The 19,598-nt window shown below is 63.1% G+C and carries 14 protein-coding genes; 8 read left to right on the top strand and 6 right to left on the bottom strand.

All coding sequences use genetic code 11. The features are described 5' to 3' along the window. Positions 1 to 127: 127 nt before the first annotated feature. The 4 genes from ppdK to V2I08_RS12155 all read right to left on the bottom strand — a co-directional run bounded on the left by ppdK (position 128) and on the right by V2I08_RS12155 (position 6,742). Positions 128 to 2,830 (bottom strand): pyruvate, phosphate dikinase, encoded by a 2,703-nt coding sequence (ppdK, locus tag V2I08_RS12140; protein ID WP_349635336.1) that lies wholly within the window; start codon positions 2,828 to 2,830, stop codon positions 128 to 130. 140 nt (positions 2,831 to 2,970) lie between these two features. Next, positions 2,971 to 5,412, bottom strand: coding sequence for a glycine--tRNA ligase subunit beta (gene glyS, locus V2I08_RS12145; RefSeq protein ID WP_349635337.1), 2,442 nt, complete (start codon positions 5,410 to 5,412; stop codon positions 2,971 to 2,973). Further along, positions 5,409 to 5,813: a DUF559 domain-containing protein gene (locus tag V2I08_RS12150; protein ID WP_349635338.1), complete on the bottom strand. Its 405-nt coding sequence runs from the start codon at positions 5,811 to 5,813 to the stop codon at positions 5,409 to 5,411. The genes glyS and V2I08_RS12150 overlap by 4 nt, the downstream gene beginning before the upstream one ends. Before the next feature lie 56 nt (positions 5,814 to 5,869). Then, positions 5,870 to 6,742, bottom strand: a complete 873-nt coding sequence (locus V2I08_RS12155; protein WP_069067084.1) for a glycine--tRNA ligase subunit alpha — start codon at positions 6,740 to 6,742, stop codon at positions 5,870 to 5,872. Positions 6,743 to 6,878: 136 nt separating this feature from the next. Here V2I08_RS12155 and V2I08_RS12160 point away from each other — a divergent pair, with 136 nt between their 5' ends. The 4 genes from V2I08_RS12160 (at position 6,879) to pth (ending at position 10,217) form a co-directional block, all read left to right on the top strand. Next, the gene (locus V2I08_RS12160) at positions 6,879 to 7,784 is read left to right on the top strand and encodes a TraB/GumN family protein (protein WP_349635339.1); all 906 of its coding nucleotides are present in this window, start codon (positions 6,879 to 6,881) and stop codon (positions 7,782 to 7,784) included. A 6-nt stretch (positions 7,785 to 7,790) separates the two neighbouring features. After that, positions 7,791 to 8,678, top strand: coding sequence for a TraB/GumN family protein (locus V2I08_RS12165; RefSeq protein ID WP_349635340.1), 888 nt, complete (start codon positions 7,791 to 7,793; stop codon positions 8,676 to 8,678). Positions 8,679 to 8,885: 207 nt separating this feature from the next. Further along, positions 8,886 to 9,509 carry a 50S ribosomal protein L25/general stress protein Ctc gene (locus tag V2I08_RS12170; RefSeq protein ID WP_349635341.1) on the top strand — a complete coding sequence of 208 codons (624 nt, stop codon included), beginning with the start codon at positions 8,886 to 8,888 and terminating at the stop codon, positions 9,507 to 9,509. 138 nt (positions 9,510 to 9,647) lie between these two features. Further along, the gene (pth, locus tag V2I08_RS12175; protein WP_349635342.1) at positions 9,648 to 10,217 is read left to right on the top strand and encodes an aminoacyl-tRNA hydrolase; all 570 of its coding nucleotides are present in this window, start codon (positions 9,648 to 9,650) and stop codon (positions 10,215 to 10,217) included. Positions 10,218 to 10,262: 45 nt separating this feature from the next. On the opposite strand, the gene alaS is transcribed toward pth, so the two are convergent. Continuing rightward, a complete protein-coding gene (gene alaS, locus V2I08_RS12180; RefSeq protein ID WP_349635343.1) occupies positions 10,263 to 12,917 on the bottom strand; it encodes an alanine--tRNA ligase in 2,655 nt (884 codons plus the stop codon). Between the two features lie 324 nt (positions 12,918 to 13,241). Between alaS and leuA the strand changes: the two genes are divergently transcribed. Then, the gene (leuA, locus tag V2I08_RS12185; protein ID WP_349635344.1) at positions 13,242 to 14,915 is read left to right on the top strand and encodes a 2-isopropylmalate synthase; all 1,674 of its coding nucleotides are present in this window, start codon (positions 13,242 to 13,244) and stop codon (positions 14,913 to 14,915) included. 109 nt (positions 14,916 to 15,024) lie between these two features. Here leuA and V2I08_RS12190 read toward each other — a convergent pair whose 3' ends face one another. Further along, a complete protein-coding gene (locus tag V2I08_RS12190) occupies positions 15,025 to 16,392 on the bottom strand; it encodes a M20/M25/M40 family metallo-hydrolase (RefSeq protein WP_349635345.1) in 1,368 nt (455 codons plus the stop codon). Positions 16,393 to 16,715: 323 nt separating this feature from the next. Here V2I08_RS12190 and V2I08_RS12195 point away from each other — a divergent pair, with 323 nt between their 5' ends. From V2I08_RS12195 to V2I08_RS12205, 3 genes are all read left to right on the top strand, one after another. Continuing rightward, the gene (locus tag V2I08_RS12195) at positions 16,716 to 18,020 is read left to right on the top strand and encodes a dicarboxylate/amino acid:cation symporter (RefSeq protein ID WP_349635346.1); all 1,305 of its coding nucleotides are present in this window, start codon (positions 16,716 to 16,718) and stop codon (positions 18,018 to 18,020) included. Between the two features lie 290 nt (positions 18,021 to 18,310). Continuing rightward, positions 18,311 to 19,357: an ImmA/IrrE family metallo-endopeptidase gene (locus V2I08_RS12200; RefSeq protein WP_349635347.1), complete on the top strand. Its 1,047-nt coding sequence runs from the start codon at positions 18,311 to 18,313 to the stop codon at positions 19,355 to 19,357. Then, positions 19,357 to 19,569, top strand: a complete 213-nt coding sequence (locus tag V2I08_RS12205) for a DUF4411 family protein (RefSeq protein ID WP_349635348.1) — start codon at positions 19,357 to 19,359, stop codon at positions 19,567 to 19,569. The genes V2I08_RS12200 and V2I08_RS12205 overlap by 1 nt, the downstream gene beginning before the upstream one ends. The last annotated feature ends 29 nt before the right edge of the window (positions 19,570 to 19,598 follow it).

Consider the following 19,598-nt stretch of genomic DNA (forward strand, 5'->3'; position numbering starts at 1 on the left):
TCGGCACCGCAATGGATTGCTTCGCTGCGCTCGCAATGACGAAGAGCATGAACCTCAAGTCATCTCACGCTAAACGCGCGGACCTGTTTGAAAAGAGGAAGGGCGGGGATCACTCCCTGCCCTTTTCTTATGCCTTCTTGGCCAGTGCGGCCTGCGCCGCGGCCAGCCGGGCGATCGGCACGCGATAGGGCGAAGCGGAGACATAATCGAGGCCTGTCTCTTCGCAGAAGGCGATAGAGGCCGGATCGCCGCCATGTTCGCCGCAAATGCCGAGCTTGATGCCGGGGCGCGTCTTGCGCCCGCGTTCGGCGGCCAGCTGGATCAGTTCGCCCACGCCCTCGACGTCGATGCTGACGAAGGGGTCGCGGGCGAAGATGCCCTTGTCGACATAGGTGCCCAGGAAGCGGCCCGCATCGTCGCGGCTGATGCCGATGGTGGTCTGGGTGAGATCGTTGGTGCCGAAGGAGAAAAATTCGCCGACTTCCGCGATCTCGCCCGCCTTGAGCGCGGCGCGCGGCAGTTCGATCATGGTGCCGACGAGATATTCGACGCTGTCGCCCTGTTCGGCGAAGACTTCGGCAGCGACGCGATCGACGATCGCCTTCATCAGTTCCAACTCCTTGCGCGTCGCAACCAGCGGGATCATGACTTCGGGGATCGGCGCTTCGCCGCCGCGCTGCTTGACGATCAGTGCCGCTTCGAAGATCGCGCGGGCCTGCATCTCATAGATTTCGGGATAGGTGACGCCCAGGCGGCAGCCGCGGTGGCCGAGCATCGGGTTGAATTCATGCAGTTCGTTGGCGCGGCGCTTGAGCACGTCCACCGACACGCCCGCCGCCTTGGCCACTTCCTCGAACTCGGCTTCGGCGTGGGGCAGGAATTCGTGCAGCGGCGGATCGAGCAGGCGGATGGTGACGGGCAGGCCCGCCATCACCATGAAGATCTGCGCGAAATCGTCACGCTGTTCGGGCAATAGCCGTTCAAGCGCGACGCGGCGGCCCTTTTCGCTGTCGGCCAGGATCATTTCGCGGACGGCGGTGATGCGGGCCGCGTCGAAGAACATATGTTCGGTGCGGCACAGGCCTACGCCTTCCGCGCCGAATTCCCGCGCGACCTTGCAGTCCTGCGGGGTTTCGGCATTGGCGCGGACCTTGAGGCGACGGACCTTGTCGGCCCAGACCATCAATGTGCCGAAGTCCCCGGCAAGTTCGGGCTGCACGGTGGGCACTTCGCCCGCCATGACTTCGCCGGTCGATCCGTCGAGGGTGAGGATATCGCCCTCCTTCAATTCACGACCGCCGATGCGCAGGATTTTCGCCTTGCTGTCGATCGAAATGCCGCCCGCGCCGGAAACGCAGGGGCGGCCCATGCCGCGCGCCACGACGGCGGCGTGGCTGGTCATGCCGCCGCGCGCGGTCAGGATTCCCTTGGCCGCGTGCATGCCGTGAATATCCTCCGGCGATGTTTCGACGCGGACGAGGATTACGGCATCGCCCATTTCGTTGCGGCGCTCGGCCGTGTCGGCGTCGAACACGATCAGGCCGGATGCGGCGCCGGGGCTGGCGGGCAGCCCCTTGGTCAGTACGTCGCGCGGTGCCTTGGGATCGAGCGTGGGGTGGAGCAATTGGTCGAGTGCGGCGGGATCGACGCGGGCGACGGCTTCTTCCTCGGTGATCAGGCCTTCATGGGCCATGTCCACGGCCATTTTGAGCGCCGCCTTGGCGGTGCGCTTGCCAGACCGGGTCTGCAGCATCCAGAGCTTGCCCTGCTGGACGGTGAATTCAATGTCCTGCATGTCGCGATAATGGGTTTCGAGGATCTGGAACACCTTGGCCAGTTCGGCATAGGTTTCCGGCATCGCCTCTTCCATCGACAGCGGCTTGGCCCCTGCCCGTTCGCGCGCGGCGAGCGTCAGATATTGCGGGGTGCGGATGCCGGCGACGACATCCTCGCCCTGCGCGTTGATCAGGAATTCGCCATAATAGACATTCTCGCCGGTCGACGGGTCGCGGGTGAAGGCGACGCCGGTGGCGGACGTCTCGCCCATATTGCCGAACACCATCGCCTGCACATTGACGGCGGTGCCCCATTCGCCGGGGATGTTGTTGAGGCGGCGATAGACTTTCGCGCGCTCCGACTGCCACGAGCCGAACACGGCGCTGATCGCGCCCCAAAGCTGGTCATGGACATCCTGCGGGAAAGGCTTGTCCCACAGCTTCTTCACGAGCGCCTTATATTCGGCGACGAGCGCTTTCCAGTCGTCGGCGGTCATTTCGGTGTCGAGGCTGTAGCCCTGATCTTCCTTGGCGACTTCGAGCGCTTCCTCGAACGCGCCATGGTCCAGTTCCAGCACGACGTCCGAATACATCTGGATGAAGCGGCGATAGCTGTCCCAGGCGAAACGCTCGTCGCCCGATGTGTTGGCGAGACCGATGACGGTTTCGTCGTTGAGACCGAGGTTGAGGACCGTGTCCATCATGCCGGGCATCGACGCGCGCGCGCCGGAGCGGACCGAGACGAGCAGCGGATCGGCGGCATCGCCGAACTTCTTGCCGGTGATCCCTTCGATATGGGCAAGGCCAGTGGCGACTTCCGCCTTCACGCTGTCGGGATAGACGCCGCCATCTTCATAATAGCGGGTGCACATTTCCGTGGTGATGGTGAAGCCCGGCGGCACCGGCAGGCCGATCGCGGCCATGCCGTCGAGGTTCGCGCCCTTGCCGCCCAAAAGGTTGCGGTCGCCCTGCCCGCCATCATCCACACCGCCGCCAAAACGATAGACATAACGTGTCGTGGTCGTGGTCATGATGGCCTCTTCTATATCAGTCATTCCCGGCTCTCCCTGCACTGATTGCCGACTATATTGTGCGTTGCAATAACCCGGCAGCAATAGCGGGATGATGCGCGGCAGAATAGAGTTATTACGTTTTAATTTCGCACTTTTCCCGCTGATTTTGTCATTTCGTTGCGTTATCCCGCAATCTTTGAAAAGTCGGCGACGCTATGCACGGCGTCACGCACCCGCGTCAGCAGCGCAAGCCGGGCGGCGCGCTTGGCGGGATCGGCATCGTTGACCGTCACGCTTTCAAAGAAGGCGTCGATGGGCGCGCGGAGGGTGGCGAGCGCCGCCATCGCGCCCTCGAAATCCTCCGCCGCCACCGCCTGCGCCGTGCGCGGTTCCGCCACGTCGAGCGCGACGATGAGCGCAGCTTCGGCTATTTCGGGCGTGTAGGACAGCGGGAAATTGCCCTCCCCCTCAAGGGGGAGGGTTGGGTGGGGGTGTGCCACATCGAGAGCCGGACGCTCGCCTGCGGCTCGCTCCCCCTCTCCCCGGCCCTCTCCCCGCTGGGGAGAGGGAGTCTGTGGCGCGTCCTTCTTGAGGATATTCGCGGCGCGCTTGTAGCCTGCGAGCAGGTTCGCGCCGTCGTCAGTCGCGACGAAGGATTGCAGCGCATGGACGCGGGCAAGCAGGCGGACGAGATCATCCTCGCCACCAAGCGCGAACACGGCGTCGATGAGGTCGTGGCGGACCCCGGCTTCGCGTTGCTGGACTTTGAGGCGGTCGGCGAAGAAGTCGAGGAGGTCTGGTAGATGATTGTCGATAATAGACTGTGTTAACGGGCCAACTTCATTGAGAGCCTTAACATAAGCATCAACGAGATTTTTAACTGCTGCATCCTTGACGCTGTCTTGAAAATTCCTTGCGGAACGTACTTCAAAAATTGCTTCCGTTCCCAAGCTCGTAACCATTTGAGTGTAGATTCTGTGGAACGATACAATGATACCAAGCCTCAGTGGCAACCTAATGCCGTTTCGGAGAATTAGGGCTATGACGCCAATCGCTGCCCTCCTCAGGGCAAAGGGATCGCGAGACCCCGTTGGTGTCATCCCACTAGCAAAAAATGATACGAGCGTATCCAGCTTATCCGCCAAACTCACCGCCACCGTGACCGGCGCGGTGGGGACGTCGTCGCCTTGGCCGACCGGCTTGTAATGGTCGCGGATGGCGTCGGCTACCGCATCGGGCAGGCCTTCGGCGCGGGCGTAGTAGCCGCCCATGACGCCTTGCAGTTCGGGGAACTCGCCGACCATTTCGGTGACAAGGTCGGCTTTGCAGAGGCGGGCGGCTTGTTCGGCCATATCTGCTAAATCCTCCCCGGCACGGGGAGGGGGACCGGCCGAAGGCTGGTGGAGGGGGCTGTCGGCAAGAGATGCGGTCGAGACGGGCGCGCCGAGAGGCTCGCCCCCTCCACCACTCGCTTCGCTCGCGGTCCCCCTCCCCGTGCCGGGGAGGATTATGCCCTCTTCCACCAGCCAGCGGGCCAGTTTCGCCACCCGCTCGACCTTGTCGGCCACCGTGCCCAGTTTCTCGTGGAAGGTGATGCGTTCGAGTTTCTTGGCGTGGTCTTCCAGCCGCGTCTTGCGGTCCTGTTCCCAGAAGAAGCGCGCGTCGCTCAGGCGCGCGGCCAGTACCTTGCGGTTGCCCGCGATGATCGCCGCGCCGCCATCCTTGGCGTCGATATTGGCGGTGCAGATGAAGGCGGGGGCGAGCTTGCCCGCGCCGTCGCGCAGCACAAAATATTTCTGGTTGATGCGCAGGGTTAGCTGGATGACTTCAGGTGGCACCTCAAGAAAGACCGGGTCGAAATCGCCAAGCAGCGGCACCGGCCATTCGGTCAGGCCCGCATTTTCCGCGACGAGGCCCTTGTCCTCGATCACCGTGTAGCCATGCGCGGCGGCGGCCTGCGCGGCCTTGTCCGCGATGATCGCCTGGCGTTCCTGATGGCTGACGATGACATGGCAGGCGCGCAGTTTTTCGGCATAGTCGCCCGCCCCGCCGATGGTGATTTCAGCCGGGTGATGGAAGCGATGGCCAAGCGTCGCATAGCCGCTGCGGATGCCATCGATCTCGCAGTCGATCAATTGCTCGCCCAATATCGCGACGATGCCCTGCAACGGGCGGACCCAGCGCAGGCTTTCGGTCGTCTGCGACGCTGTGCCCCAGCGCATGGATTTGGGCCAGGGGAAGGCGCGGATGATCGCGGGGATGGCTTGCGCCAATACCTCTGCGGTAGCGCGGCCGGGCTTGTTGACGACAGCGAACCAGATGCCGTTCCGGTCCTCCAACTGGTCCTGCGTCAGGCCGGTCTTGCGCAGGAAGCCTTCGAGCGCTTGCGGCGGTGCGCTGGTGCGCGGGCCTTTATGTTCTTCGCTGACGGCGGCGGTTTCGAGCGGCAGGTCGCGGGCGATGAGCGCGAGGCGGCGGGGCGTGACGAAGCTGTCGATGCTGCCCGGCGTCAGGCCGGATTTCGCCAGTTCCTCGGTAAAGAGGCGGGCGAGATCGTCGCTGGCCTTGAGCTGCATGCGCGCGGGAATTTCCTCGCAGCGCAGTTCGAGGAGGAAGTCGGTCATTCAAGTTCCTCCCCGGCACGGGGAGGGGGACCAGCCAAAGGCTGGTGGAGGGGGCTGGCCCCAAGCGCGGCGATCGAGGCAGCCACTATGTCGGCATCCTTCAAAATCTCAGAAGCAGCTATGCGAAGCACCTGATATCCATTCTCTTCCATGAACCTGTCCCGGTGGAGATCGCGCGCCGGACGGTCGGCCCGATTATGCACTTCCCCGTCGACCTCGATGACCAGCTTCAAGCTGCTGCAATAAAAGTCGGCTATATAGCTTCCGATGGGATGTTGCCGCCGGAATTTCAGGCCGGTGGCCTGGCCTCTAAGCCTTTGCCAGAGCAGGACTTCGGGCAGGGATAGGTCGCGGCGGAGTTTGCGGGCTGTGTAGGTTTCCGGGCGGCGTGTGGGGGGCACGCCCCCTCCACCACGCGGCTGCGCCGCGCGGTCCCCCTCCCCGTGCCGGGGAGGATTCACGCGGCCCATCCGTTGGATTCCATCCATGCTTCGCAACTACCCTTCGCCATGTCGCGGACCTGGCCCATATAGCTGGCGCGTTCCTGTACGGAGATCACGCCGCGCGCTTGCAGCAGGTTGAAGACGTGGCTGGCCTTGATCGCCTGGTCATAGGCGGCGAGGGGTACGCCATTGTCGATGCAACTGCGCCATTCGGACTGGCAATCCTTGAACCAGCGGAACAGTTTTTCCGTGTCGGCGACCTCGAAATTCCATTTCGACATCTGCTGTTCATTGGCCAGGAACACGTCGCCATAGGTGACGCCAGCATCGTTGAATTTCAGGTCATAAACGCTGTCGACGCCCTGAATATACATGGCGAGCCGTTCGAGGCCGTAGGTCAGTTCGCCCGCGACCGGCTTGCAGTCGTAACCGCCCATCTGCTGGAAATAGGTGAATTGCGTGACTTCCATGCCATCGCACCACACTTCCCAGCCAAGGCCCCAGGCGCCGAGCGTCGGGCTTTCCCAGTCATCCTCGACAAAGCGGATGTCATGGACGAGCGGGTCGATGCCGATTTCCACCAGGCTGCCCAGATACAGCTCCTGCAGGTTGGCGGGGCTGGGCTTCATGATCACCTGATATTGGTAATAATGCTGGAGCCGGTTGGGGTTTTCGCCATAGCGGCCGTCCGTGGGCCGGCGGCTGGGCTGGACATAGGCGGCGTTCCACGGCTGCGGGCCAAGTGCGCGCAGCGTGGTGGCGGGGTGGAAGGTGCCCGCGCCGACTTCCATGTCATAGGGCTGGAGGATGACGCAGCCCTGTTTCCCCCAATAGGCATGGAGGGTCAGGATGAGGTCCTGGAAGGAAAGCGCTTTGCCTTCGGCCACGAATAGTCCTTCGCGAAATGGTCGGTTTTGCTGGCTCGCGCCTTGGCGCATGGGGCCGATAGGGTCAAGGGCAGGACGGCGCGAAACAGGGTTAAGCGGCTTGCCCTTGCGCCATCCACCCCGCATGGTCGGGGCTATGAAGATGCTTGCTTATCTGGCCCATGGCCTTGCCGCCGCGCTGTTGCTGACCAGCGGCCCTGTGGCCGCCCGCCCTGCCCCGCCCGCCACCAGCGTTGCAACGCCTGCCCTGTGGCGGGTGCGGGATGCGGACACGACGCTTTATCTGTTCGGCACCGTGCATGTGATGAAGCCGGACGTGGACTGGTTTCGCGGCGGGGTGAAGGCCGCGTTCGACCGATCGGACGAATTGGTGCTGGAGATTATCGAGCCGGACGATCCCAATGCGATGGGCGCGATCATGATGCCCAAGGCGCTGGCGCAGGATGGCGTGGCACTGTCCGACCGGCTGACGCCGGAGGCACGGGAGAAATATCGCGCGGCGATGGCGGACAACGCCCTGCCCGTCGCCGCCTTCGATCGCATGAACCCGTGGATGGCGGGCATGGCGCTCGCGGTCGCGCCGCTGGCGAAGATGGGCTATCAGGCGGATCTGGGCGCGGAGAAAATCCTGCGCGCCGAAGCGAAAAAGACGGGCAAGCGGGTCGAGGCGCTGGAGACGGTCGAGCAGCAGATTGATTTCTTCGCGACGCTGCCGATGGAACAGCAGGTCGCTTTCCTGAACGCGACTGTCGATGGCCTGCCGGAGATGGAGACTAAATTTGCCGCCTTGCTGCGCCATTGGCAGGCGGGCGACCCGAAGAAATTGGGCAAGTCGATGAACGAGTCGCTGGAGGCAACGCCGGAACTCGCGCAAATACTGCTGATCGGGCGCAACGCGAACTGGGCGCAATGGATCAAGGCGCGGATGACGACGCCGGGGACGATATTCGTCGCGGTCGGCGCCGGGCATCTGGCGGGCAAGGGCAGCGTGCAGGATCAGTTGAAGACGCTGGGCATCAAGGCCCGGCGGATCAAGGAGTAAGCGACGATGCGGCGGTTCACCCATTTCCTGGCGCTGTGCGCGCTGACGCTGGTCGCGGCCTGCGGGCAGGAGAGCAGCCCCAAGCCGGAGGGCGCGCAGGGCGGCCCGGCGCTGTGGCAGGTGTCGCGCGGCACCATGAAGGGCTGGCTGTTCGGCACCATCCATGTGCTGCCCAAGGGGGTGGCGTGGGAGACGCCGACGATCAGCGAGGCGATGGCGCAGGCCGATCGGCTGGTGCTGGAAGCGGCGGATTTGCAGGATGAGCAGAAGACGCTGGCGCTGTTCGAATCCATGGGCCGCAGCCCCGGCCTGCCCCCGCTCGACCAGCGCGTCCCCGAAGCAGAGCGGCCCGCGCTCATCAAGGCCGTGGAGGATGGCGGCACCAGCACGCAACTCCTGTCGGGCTATGAAAGCTGGGCGGCGGCGATGCTGTTGTCAGCGGCGAGCCAGCAGGCGCTCAAGGTCAGCCAGGATGACGGGGTGGAGCCGGTGCTGATCGCCGCCTTCAAAAAGGCTGGCAAGCCGATTGGCGGGCTGGAAACAGTGGAACGGCAATTCGCCGCCTTCGACACGTTGCCTGATGCGGCGCAAGCAAAGCTGCTGGTGCAGACGGTGCGCGAGACCAAGGATATGAAGGCCTTGTTCGACCGCATCCTCACTGCCTGGCGCAAGGGCGACATGGAAGCGATCGCCAAGGAGGACCAGAATGGCGAACAGCCCGACCCGGTAGTCGAGGAAGCCGTGCTGGTGGCGCGCAACCGTGACTGGGTGAAGGCGATCGAGCCGATGACGGGGCGGCCCTTCATCGCGGTGGGGGCCGGGCATCTGACCGGGCGCGAGAATCTGATCGATTTGCTGAAGGCCAAGGGCTTTACGGTGACGCGGGTGCAGTGATCCATTCGTCCGTTCGGGCTGAGCGAAGCCGAAGCCTTCCCCTGAGCGCAGCGAAGGGCTTCGCTACGCTCAGGGCGAACGGATTGGGGTTGTCGCCGCCCCACCTTGCAATCTTGCCCTTTTCTGCTAAAGGGCGCGCTCCCGCGATGGTCATCCCTGGAGGCGTGGCGGGAAAATGTAACTCAAACCAGCTTTTGGAGACACGCAATGAGCGAGCAGCTTACGCTGTCGGCCGAGGCACGCGATCGGGCAGGCAAGGGAGCCTCCCGCGCCCTCCGCCGTGAGGGCCGCGTACCCGCCGTCATCTATGGAATGAACGAAGAACCCCAGTCGATCCACGTCGAGGAAAAGCTCCTCAACAAGCTGCTGGGCACCGGGCATTTCTTCAATTCGGTCGTCATGGTGGAAGTCGGTGGCAAGTCCATCCGCACCCTCGCCAAGGACGTGGCCTTCCACCCCGTCTCCGACCGTCCGCTGCACGCCGACTTCCTGCGCGTTTCGGAACATGCCAGCGTCACCGTCGCGGTGCCGGTGCGCTTCGAAAATGAAGCCGCTTCGCCGGGCCTGAAAAAGGGTGGCGTGCTGAACGTCGTTCGTCATGACGTCGAACTGATTGTCGATGCCGCCGACATTCCCGAAGATGTCGTCGTTGACCTGACCGGCTTTGAAGTCGGCGATTCGATCCACATCAGCGCGGTCAAGCTGCCCAAGGGCGCGAAGGCGGCGATCGACGATCGCGACTTCACCATCGCGACGATCGTGGCCCCGTCCGCGCTCAAGAGCGCCGAGGGTGGCGAAGGCGAAGCCGAGGCGGAAGCCACGGCCGAATAAGCCTGTCGCCGTCGTTCCGACGGTTTTGCTCAACCCCGTTCGGGCTGAGCTTGTCGAAGCCCTTTCCTGGTCGAACAGGAAAATCGGCCGATCGACAGGCTCAGGGCGAACGGGGTTTTGCTTTTTGGGAGAGTGAAGATGCAAATCTGGGTGGGGCTCGGCAATCCGGGCACGCAATATGCGATGCACCGGCATAATGTCGGCTTCATGGTCGCCGACCTGATCGCCGATCTGCATCGCTTTTCGCCGCCCAAAAAGCAGTTTCAGGGCTGGGTGCAGGAAGGGCGGATCGGCACGGAAAAGATCCTGCTGATCAAGCCCGCGACCTTCATGAACGAAAGCGGCCGCTCGGTGGGCGAAGCAATGCGCTTCTACAAGCTGACGCCGCAGGACGTTACGGTCTTTCACGACGAACTCGACCTGGTGCCGATGAAGGTGAAGGTGAAGCGCGGTGGCGGCAATGCCGGGCATAATGGCCTGCGATCGACCGACGCGCATATCGGCGCGGATTTCCGCCGGGTGCGGATCGGCATCGGCCATCCGGGCCATAAGGACAAGGTCCATGGCTATGTGCTGGGCAATTACGCCAAGAGCGAGATGGACGCGCTCGCCGCGATGCTGGGCGCGATCGGCGCCGAGGCGGAGTGGCTGGCCAAGGGCGATGATGCCCGCTTCATGAACGAAGTCGCGCTGCGACTGGCGGACTGAGCAACAGGGGCACTGCTATCTGAACAGCGCCCCTACTATCCGCGATTAAGCTGCTACCGTCTCCAGCGCCGCCTTGACCGCATCGAGCGCGGCCTGTGCCTTGTCGCCATCGGGACCGCCGCCCTGCGCCATGTCGGGACGACCGCCGCCGCCCTTGCCGCCCAGCGCTTCCACGCCGATACGGACGAGGTCGACGGCGCTTAGCGTGCCGGTCAGGTCGTCGGTAACACCCACGGCGATGGTCGCGCGACCGTCTACCACGGCGAGGATGGCAGACACGCCGCTGCCCAGGGCCTTCTTGTTGCCGTCGACGATGCCACGCAATTCCTTGGGGTCGAGGCCGTCGATGACCTGGCCGAGGAAGCTGACATTACCCACCTGCTCCGGCCCGGCCGCCTGCGCCGCCCCGCCACCGCCAAGCGCAAGCGCCTTCTTGGCTTCGGCCAGTTCGCGCTCCAGACGGCGGCTCTGTTCGACCAGCGCTGCGATGCGCGTCGGCACATCTTCGGGCGTGGTCTTGAGCGCGGCGGCGGACTGGCGCAACTTGTCGTCGCGATCAGCCAGCCACAGGCGCGCGGCCTCGCCGGTCAGCGCTTCGATCCGGCGGACACCGCTCGACACGGCGCTTTCCGACACGATCTTGAACAGGGCGATGTCGCCGGTCGCGCGGACATGGGTGCCGCCGCACAGTTCAACCGAATAATTGGCGTCATCGCCGCGCCCCATGGAAAGGACGCGGACCTCGTCGCCATATTTCTCGCCGAACAGCGCCATCGCACCCGCGCCGATCGCATCGTCCGGGGTCATCAACCGGGTCGTGACTTCCTCATTATGGCGGATCTGCGCGTTCACGTCCGCCTCGACCTGCGCGATCTGCGCATGGGTCAGCGATTCGGGGTGCGAGAAGTCGAAGCGCAGCCGGTCGGGCGCGACCAGGCTGCCCTTTTGCGTCACATGGCCGCCGAGCCGATGGCGCAACGCTGCATGGAGCAAATGGGTCGCGCTATGGTTGGCGCGCACCCGGTCGCGATGATCGACATCGACCGTCAATTGCACGGTGTCGCCCACCTTGATGCTGCCCGCCTCGATCTTGGCGCGATGCGCGTGCAGGCGGCCGAGCGGTTTCGCAGTATCCTCGACGCTGGCGATCAGGCCACCCTGCGTGGTGATGCGGCCGGTATCGCCCATCTGCCCGCCGCTTTCGCCGTAGAAGGGCGTCTGGTTGGTGATGATGATGACATTGTCGCCAAGGCTCGCGGAATCGACATTTGCACCGTCCTTGACGATGGCCTGCACCTCGCCCTCGCCCACGGTCGAGCTATAGCCGATAAATTCGGTATTGCCCGCCTTCTCCGCGATATCGAACCAGATTTCGTCCGATGCCTTGTCGCCCGACCCCTTCCAGGCGGCGCGGGCAGCGGCTTTCTGTTCGGCCATGGCGGCGTCGAAACCGGCGCGATCGACGCCAAGCCCTCGCGAGCGCAATGCGTCTTCGGTCAGGTCATAGGGAAAGCCGAACGTGTCGTAGAGTTTGAACGCGGTTTCGCCCGGCAGCGTGCCGCCTTCGGCCAGATCGACCGTCGCTTCGTCGAGCAGGCGCAGGCCGTTTTCCAGCGTCTTGCGGAAGCGAGTTTCCTCGCGCAGCAAGGTTTCCTCGATCAGCGGCTGGGCGCGCACCAGTTCGGGATAGGCCGCGCCCATTTCGGACACGAGGCTGCCGACCAGGCGATACATCAACGGGTCTTTCGCGCCGATGATATGCGCGTGGCGCATGGCGCGACGCATGATCCGGCGCAGCACATAGCCGCGCCCTTCATTGGCGGGCAGCACGCCATCGGCGATAAGGAAGCTGGTCGAGCGCAGATGATCGGCGATAACGCGGTGGCTAGCCTGATGGTCGCCGTCGGTCGCGGTGCGGGTGAGCGCGCCCGATGCTTCGATCAGCGCCTTGAACGTGTCGATGTCGTAATTATTATGCACGCCCTGCATGACGGCGGCGATGCGTTCCAGGCCCATGCCGGTGTCGATCGAGGGCTTGGGCAGTTCGCTGACGATCTCATTGGCTTCCTGCTCATATTGCATGAACACCAGATTCCAGATCTCGACGAAGCGATCGCCATCTTCTTCGGGCGAGCCGGGAGGTCCACCCCAGATATGATCGCCATGGTCGTAGAAGATTTCCGAACAGGGACCGCACGGGCCGCTGTCGCCCATCGCCCAGAAATTATCCTTGGTCGGGATGCGGATGATGCGGTGATCGGGCAGGCCCGCAATCTTCTTCCACAGGGCAAACGCCTCGTCGTCGGTATGATAGACGGTGACGGTCAGCTTGTCGGCCGGAAGCCCCCATTCCTTGGTCAGCAAAGTCCAGGCATGGGTGATCGCCTGTTCCTTGAAATAATCGCCGAAGCTGAAATTGCCCAGCATTTCAAAGAAGGTATGATGCCGCGCGGTATAGCCGACATTGTCGAGGTCATTATGCTTGCCGCCCGCACGCACTGACTTCTGGCTCGACGTCGCCGTCTTGTAGGGACGGGTTTCAAGCCCGGTAAAGACATTCTTGAACGGCACCATGCCCGCATTGACGAACATGAGCGTCGGGTCGTTGTGCGGCACCAGCGGCGCGGACGGGACGATGGTGTGGCCGTTAGCCCCGAAATAGTCGAGGAAAGAGCGGCGAATGTCGTTGGTCGAGGTCATGGAGGCGATTTAGGGGGAAGCGGCCCATCGCACAAGCGGGGCTTTTCGGCGTTTCTCTTTCCGGGTGCCCCTGCTTCCTTCAACATCGGCTCGCGCAAGGTTGCAAAAACGACTGGACGCCCCGCCCCTCAAGCCGCTATGTCCCCGACATCATGCAGAGCGCGACGCTTCTTCCCCTGCTACGACTTACACGCCCTTAGGCGTGGTTTTTGTGCTGCCTTTCGATTATGGGCAGCGACGATACGCCTAAGGGCTTCCTTTTCGCTGATAGTCGTTAACCGGGTCGCTCCTGCGCACCCGTTCGCATAAAGAAGTAGCTGTCCCATGATGCTGACCGATCCTGCCCAGAAATATCGCGCCTTCCCGCAAGTCGACCTGCCCAATCGCCAATGGCCTGGCAATGTCATCACGTCGCCCCCGCGCTGGCTCTCCACCGATTTGCGCGACGGCAATCAGGCGTTGATTGATCCCATGAACGCGGAAAAGAAGAGCCGCTTCTTCGACCTGCTGGTCCAGGTCGGCGTCAAGGAGATTGAGGTCGGCTTCCCGTCGGCCGGCGCGACCGAGTTCGACTTCATCTCCAGCCTGGTGAAGGACGGCCGCATCCCCGACGATGTGATGGTCCAGGTGCTCACGCAAGCCCGCGAAGACCTGATCGCCACCACCTTTGAATCGCTGCGCGGCGCGGAGCGGGCGATCGTCCATGTCTATAACGCCGTCTCGCCCGCCTGGCGCCGCATCGTGTTCGGCATGGACCGGGCGCAGGTCAAGGATATTGCCGTCCACGCCGCCAAGCTGTTGCGCGACAATGCCGCCAAGCAGCCCGATACCGACTGGCATTTCGAATATAGCCCGGAAACCTTCTCCACCGCCGAGCTGGATTTCAGCCTGGAATGTTGCGAGGCGGTGATGGACATCCTCCAGCCCACGCCGGAGCGGCCGCTGATCCTCAATCTGCCCGCGACCGTTGAATGCGCCACGCCCAACATCTATGCCGACCAGATCGAATGGATGTGTCGCCATATCAGCAAGCGCGACAGCGTGGTCATCTCGCTGCATCCGCATAATGATCGCGGCACCGGCGTCGCGGCGGCGGAACTCGGCCTCATGGCGGGTGCGGACCGGGTCGAAGGCTGTCTGTTCGGCAATGGCGAGCGCACCGGCAATTGCGATCTCGTGACCGTGGCGCTGAATATGTACACGCAGGGGATCAACCCGCAGCTGGACTTCAGCGACATCGACACGGTCATCCAGACGGTCGAATATTGCAACCAGTTGCCCGTCCACCCGCGCCACCCTTATGCCGGCGAACTGGTGTTCACCGCCTTTTCCGGCAGCCATCAGGATGCGATCAAGAAGGGCTTTGCCGCGCAGGAAGCACGCAACGACCTCATCTGGGACGTGCCCTATCTGCCGATCGACCCCAAGGATCTGGGCCGCGACTATGAAGCGGTGATCCGCGTCAATTCGCAATCGGGCAAGGGCGGCGTCGCTTGGGTCTTGCAGCAGGATAAAGGCTTCAAACTGCCCAAGCGAATGCAGGCCGACTTCTCCCGCGTGGTGCAGGCGCTGGCCGACCAGTCCAGTCGCGAACTCAACGCCGCCGACATCTGGGCCGCCTTCCAGGACCATTATCGCCTGACCGGAACGCAGGCTTATGCGCTGATCGACTATCATGAAAGCGGCGCGGCGGGCGACCGCATCTTCACCGGCAAGATCGCCTATAAGGGCGGCGAACGCAGCATTTCCGGGCGCGGCAACGGCCTGCTGTCCTCGGTCCTCGCTGCTTTGCGCGACGAGCTGGGCGTCGAGCTGGAAATCGCCGACTATAGTGAACATGCGATCGGCGCCGGCAGCAACGTCAACGCCGCCGCCTATGTCGAATGCCGCACGCCCGATGGGCGGACCGTGTTCGGCGTGGGGACGGACGCAGACGTCGCTACGGCGTCGGTGCAGGCGGTATTGTCGGCCGCGAATGCTGTGGCGGTGCCGAGCTAAAACCTCGCTTATTTAATCCGTTCGGTTCGAGCAGCTTCGAGCGAAGTCGAGAAGCGTCCGTCGAGAACAGTTCTCGACAAGCTCGAACCGAACAGATTGAGAGGTTCCCCTACTTCGCCAACGCCCTTACCACAGTCTCCCACTGCCCCAGCGCCGCGCTGATACCATCCACCGGCGCCCGCTCGTTCAGCCCATGGGCAAAGCCGTCCTCCGCCTTCATGAACAGGCTCGACACGCCATAGCTCGGCACGCCCAGCGCGCGGAAATGCACGCTGTCGGTCGCCCCGCCGGACATGCTCGGCATGATCGGGATGCCCGGCGCCCGCGCGGATACCGCCGCGACCACCGCCTGCATCACATCGGCACGCAACGGCGAAGCATCGCTCGCCAGCGGATCGCCCAGCGTCGTGACGGTCGCGCTCTCGTCCGCCACCACCCGCACCAGTTCCGCCTTCACCGCGTCGATCGCCACGCCCGGAAAGATCCGGCAATTGACCTGCACCTTCGCGCTCTGCGGCAAAGCGTTGAGCGCATGGCCCGCCTGCGCCATGGTCGCGACGCAGGTCGTGCGCACCTGGCCGACAAATTCCGGGCGGCCCGACAGCAATTCCGCCGCCGCCGCATCGCCCGTCTGCGCGTAGCGCTTCATCGCCGCGCCGACCTCGCCGCCGATCCGGTCGGCCGACAGCGCCAGCGACGCCTTGGTCAACTCGTTACGCATCGGCGGAAACTGATAGGCCGCGATCCGGTCGATCGCCCGCGCCAGCCGATAGAGCGGATTGCCCGCCGTCGGTGCGCTCGAATGCCCACCCGGATCGGTGAAACCAATCTCGAAATCGGCATAGGTCTTCTCGCCCGCCTGCAACTGATACAGCACCGGCTCGCCCGCCTCATTGAGCAACCCGCCACCGCCATCGCCGTTCAGCAACAGCTCCGCGTCCTTATACTGCGCCGCCAGCGCCCGCGTCGTCACCATCGCGGTCTCTTCATCGCCCGACAGCAGCAGCGTCACGGTGCGGCGCGGCGTCCACCCGTCCTTCTTCAACTGCGCCAGCGTCGCGACCATCATCGCGACATCATATTTATTATCCTCCGAGCCGCGCCCGAAAATATAGCCATTTTCCTCCACCGGCACGAACGGGTCGCGGGTCCAGTCCTTCGGGTCCGCCGCCACCACATCCATATGGCCGATCATCAACAAGGGTTTGAGCGCCGCATCCCGCCCCCGGATGGTCGCGGCAAAGGTCGCCGTCTCCCCCATCGGCGTGATGACGATATCGTCCTCGGCAAAGCCCGCGTCTTTCAGCACCGACGCATAATAAGCCGCAAGCTTTGGCACCTCGCCCGCCCCCTCGACCGTGCGAAAGGCGACGGAGCGCATCAAGATATCCTTGGCCACCACCGGGTCCGCCGCCGCCATAGCCGCCTGCGGCAGCATCACCGCCACCCCCGCCAAAAGCCCGAACCGCCACCCCATAAACCTGCCCCTCGATTTCGTCAGGCAACCAATGTGGCACAGCGACGGGCAACCGCCAATCCTCCGCTCCAAGGCGATTATTGCAAAACTCCTATGCCTCCCAAAATATCGTCATTCCCGCGAAAGCGGGAACCCATCTCCGGCCCTCTCCCCGGACGCGAGGTTGGGAGATGGATCCCCGCCTGCGCGGGGATGACGAAAGCGGGTAATGTTCGACGGCAAAAGCCCCCCGCCAAAAACTAAACCCCGCCCAACTATTGCTTGCGCGCAATCCTGCGCCGCTCCCCCATATGCTACGCCGTTCGCCCAAAGGATTTGCGCCCATGACCCTCCCTTATCGCAGCTTCGGATTTCAGGTGCTGGTCGGCATGGTCGCAGGCCTCGCGCTCGGCCTCCTCGCCCGGACCATCGGCACGGGGCCGGATGGCGACCTCAACTGGCTCGCCACCGCGCTCCAGACCGTCGGCACCATCTTCGTCGCGCTATTGAAAGCCATCGTCCCGCCGCTCGTCTTCGCCGCCATCGTCGCGTCGATCGCTAATCTGCGCGCGCTCGACAATGCGGCGCGGCTGGCGGGGCAGACCCTGCTCTGGTTCGCCATCACCGCGCTGATCGCGGTTAGCATCGGCCTTGCCATCGGCATCATCGTCCAGCCCGGCATGGGCCTTGGCACCGCCGCGCTCGCCGCCAAACAGCCCGACGCGGTCGGCGGCTGGCTCGATTTCCTCAAGGGTCTCGTCCCCGGCAACAGCCTGGCGCTAAGCGGCAGCACCAAAATCGCGCCCGACGGCACCGCCAGCACCAGCCTCTCCTTCAACATCTTGCAATTGCTGGTCATCGCTATCGCTGTCGGCCTCGCCACGCTCAAAGTCGGGGAAAAGGCCGAACCCTTCCTCGCCTTCGTCCGCTCCCTGCTCGCGGTCGTGCGCGCGCTGCTCGGCTGGGTCATCCGCCTGACGCCGATCGGCTCGGCGGGCCTGATCGGCGCAGCGGTCGCCACCTATGGCTGGGACGCGCTCGCAAGGCTCAGCGTCTTTACCGGCGCCATCTATCTCGGCCTCGGCATCGTGCTGCTGATCGTCTACCCGACGCTATTGCTCGCCCATGGCCTCAAGCCGCTGCCCTTCTTCGCCAAGGCCTGGCCCGCCATCCAGTTGGGCTTCGTCTCCCGCTCCTCGGTCGGCACCCTGCCCGTCACCGAAGCCGTCACCGCGCGGCTCGGCGTCGACAAGGCCTATGCCGCCTTCGCCATTCCGCTCGCCTCCACCACCAAGATGGACGGCTGCGCGTCGATCTACCCCGCGCTCGCCGCCATCTTCGTCGCAGGCTTTTACGGCATCTCCCTTGGCCCCCTCGATTATGCCCTGATCGCCCTCGTCTCGGTCATCGGCTCCGCCGCGACCGCAGGCCTGACCGGCGCCGTCGTGATGCTCACCCTTACCCTCTCCACCCTGGGCCTCCCACTCGAAGGCGCAGGCCTCTTGCTCGCCATCGACCCCATCCTCGACATGGGCCGGACAGCGGTGAACGTCGCAGGCCAAGTGCTGGTCGGCGTGGTCGTCGCGAAACGCGAGGGGATATTGGACGAGGCGGCTTATTATGGGGAGGGGGCGTTGGTGGGGGTTTAAGGGGCCATCTCACATGGTAATCACTTTCTCCTGCGACTAAAAATGCAGTCAGAACTACCTTATTTTACGCCTTAACCGGACCACCAACTGCGAAGAGCAAATTCTTGGTAGCGCGTTAACGTCGTGATGTGCATGGTGTGAATGTGGTGAGTGTTAATCCCGAAATCCTGGTATGGGCACGAGAAACTGCAGGTTTCGATCTGGAGACGGCTGCCCATAAGGTTGGGCTAAAGGCGGCGCGGGGCATCTCTGGCGCTGACCGCTTGAAGGCAATGGAAACCGGGGACGCGATGCCCAGCCCCGCACTTTTGCGACGCATGGCAGCCCAATATCGTCGCCCGCTACTAACGTTTTATCTGAAAGCGATTCCTGCTCCAGCAGAACTCGGACAGGACTTTAGGACGCTGCCAGATCAAAGTGATCCATCGAACGCCTTGCTTGCGACCCTTTTACGAGACGTAAAAGCTCGCCAAGCCCTTGTTAGAGAAATACTCGAAGATGACGACGATGTTGCTGAGGTTGGCTTGGTTGGTGCCGCTGCCACAGTCCGGGACGCCCCTACGCTAGCGAGGATGATTGTCGAGGCCATCGGCTTTGATCGCAACGTCTATCGCGCACAGGGGCGAAGCGAGGATGCATTCGCTTATTTACGCGAACGAGTGGAAGCTAAAGGGGTGTTTGTCCTTCTTGCTGGCGACTGCGGAAATTGGTCTACGGCGATAGAGGTAAGCGTCTTTCGCGGCTTCGCCATCGCAGACAAAATGGCACCGATGGTTGTCGTGAACGATCAGGATGCAAAATCTGCGTGGGCCTTTACCCTCCTTCATGAATTGGCTCACCTGCTTCTTGGCGAAACTGGTATCAGCGGCGGTACGCCGCAAGATGGGATCGAGCAGTTATGCAATGATGCCGCGGCAACCATTTTGATTAACGTTGAGGAAATATCCCACCTAAGCCAACTGCTTACTGGCGGGACAGGGGATATAGCAGCGATTAACGCTCTGGCAGATAGAGCACGTATCAGTCGATCTATGGTAGCCTACCAGTTGTTTCGCATTGGAGCGATTGATCGGATGCGCTGGGAGGGACTCCGCGAAACGTTCCGTGGGCAGTGGCTAGCTCAGAAGGAACGCGAACGTGAAAAGAGTCGCGGAAAGGAAGGTGGCCCGAATTGGTATGTGGTCAGACGCCACCGCCTGGGTGCCGCGATACTTTCGGTAGCGCGTCAAGGTATGGCCGATGGATCTCTAACCCCTACGCGTGCAGCAAGAATGTTGGGGGTCAAACCAATGAACGTTTACCCACTTTTGGCTGAACCAAGGCGAGCATTCGCCTGATGCTGTATTTGCTGGATGCGAACGCGCTAATCACAGCCCACAATACTTGGTACGGCCACCAGCGGGTGCCGGAGTTCTGGCGCTGGCTTATTCACCACGGTGACACTGGTTCGGTGAAAATGCCCGCGGAAATCTATGCAGAGGTTGAAGGCGGCAATGATGAACTAGGGTCAGGACCTGTTAAATTGCTTGCGCATTGGGTGATGGGTTGATTCAATAGCAGCGTTAGGAGGCGCTGCCG

It is taken from the genome of Sphingobium sp. MK2, from assembly GCF_040170545.1.
Classification (GTDB): Bacteria; Pseudomonadota; Alphaproteobacteria; order Sphingomonadales; family Sphingomonadaceae; genus Sphingobium.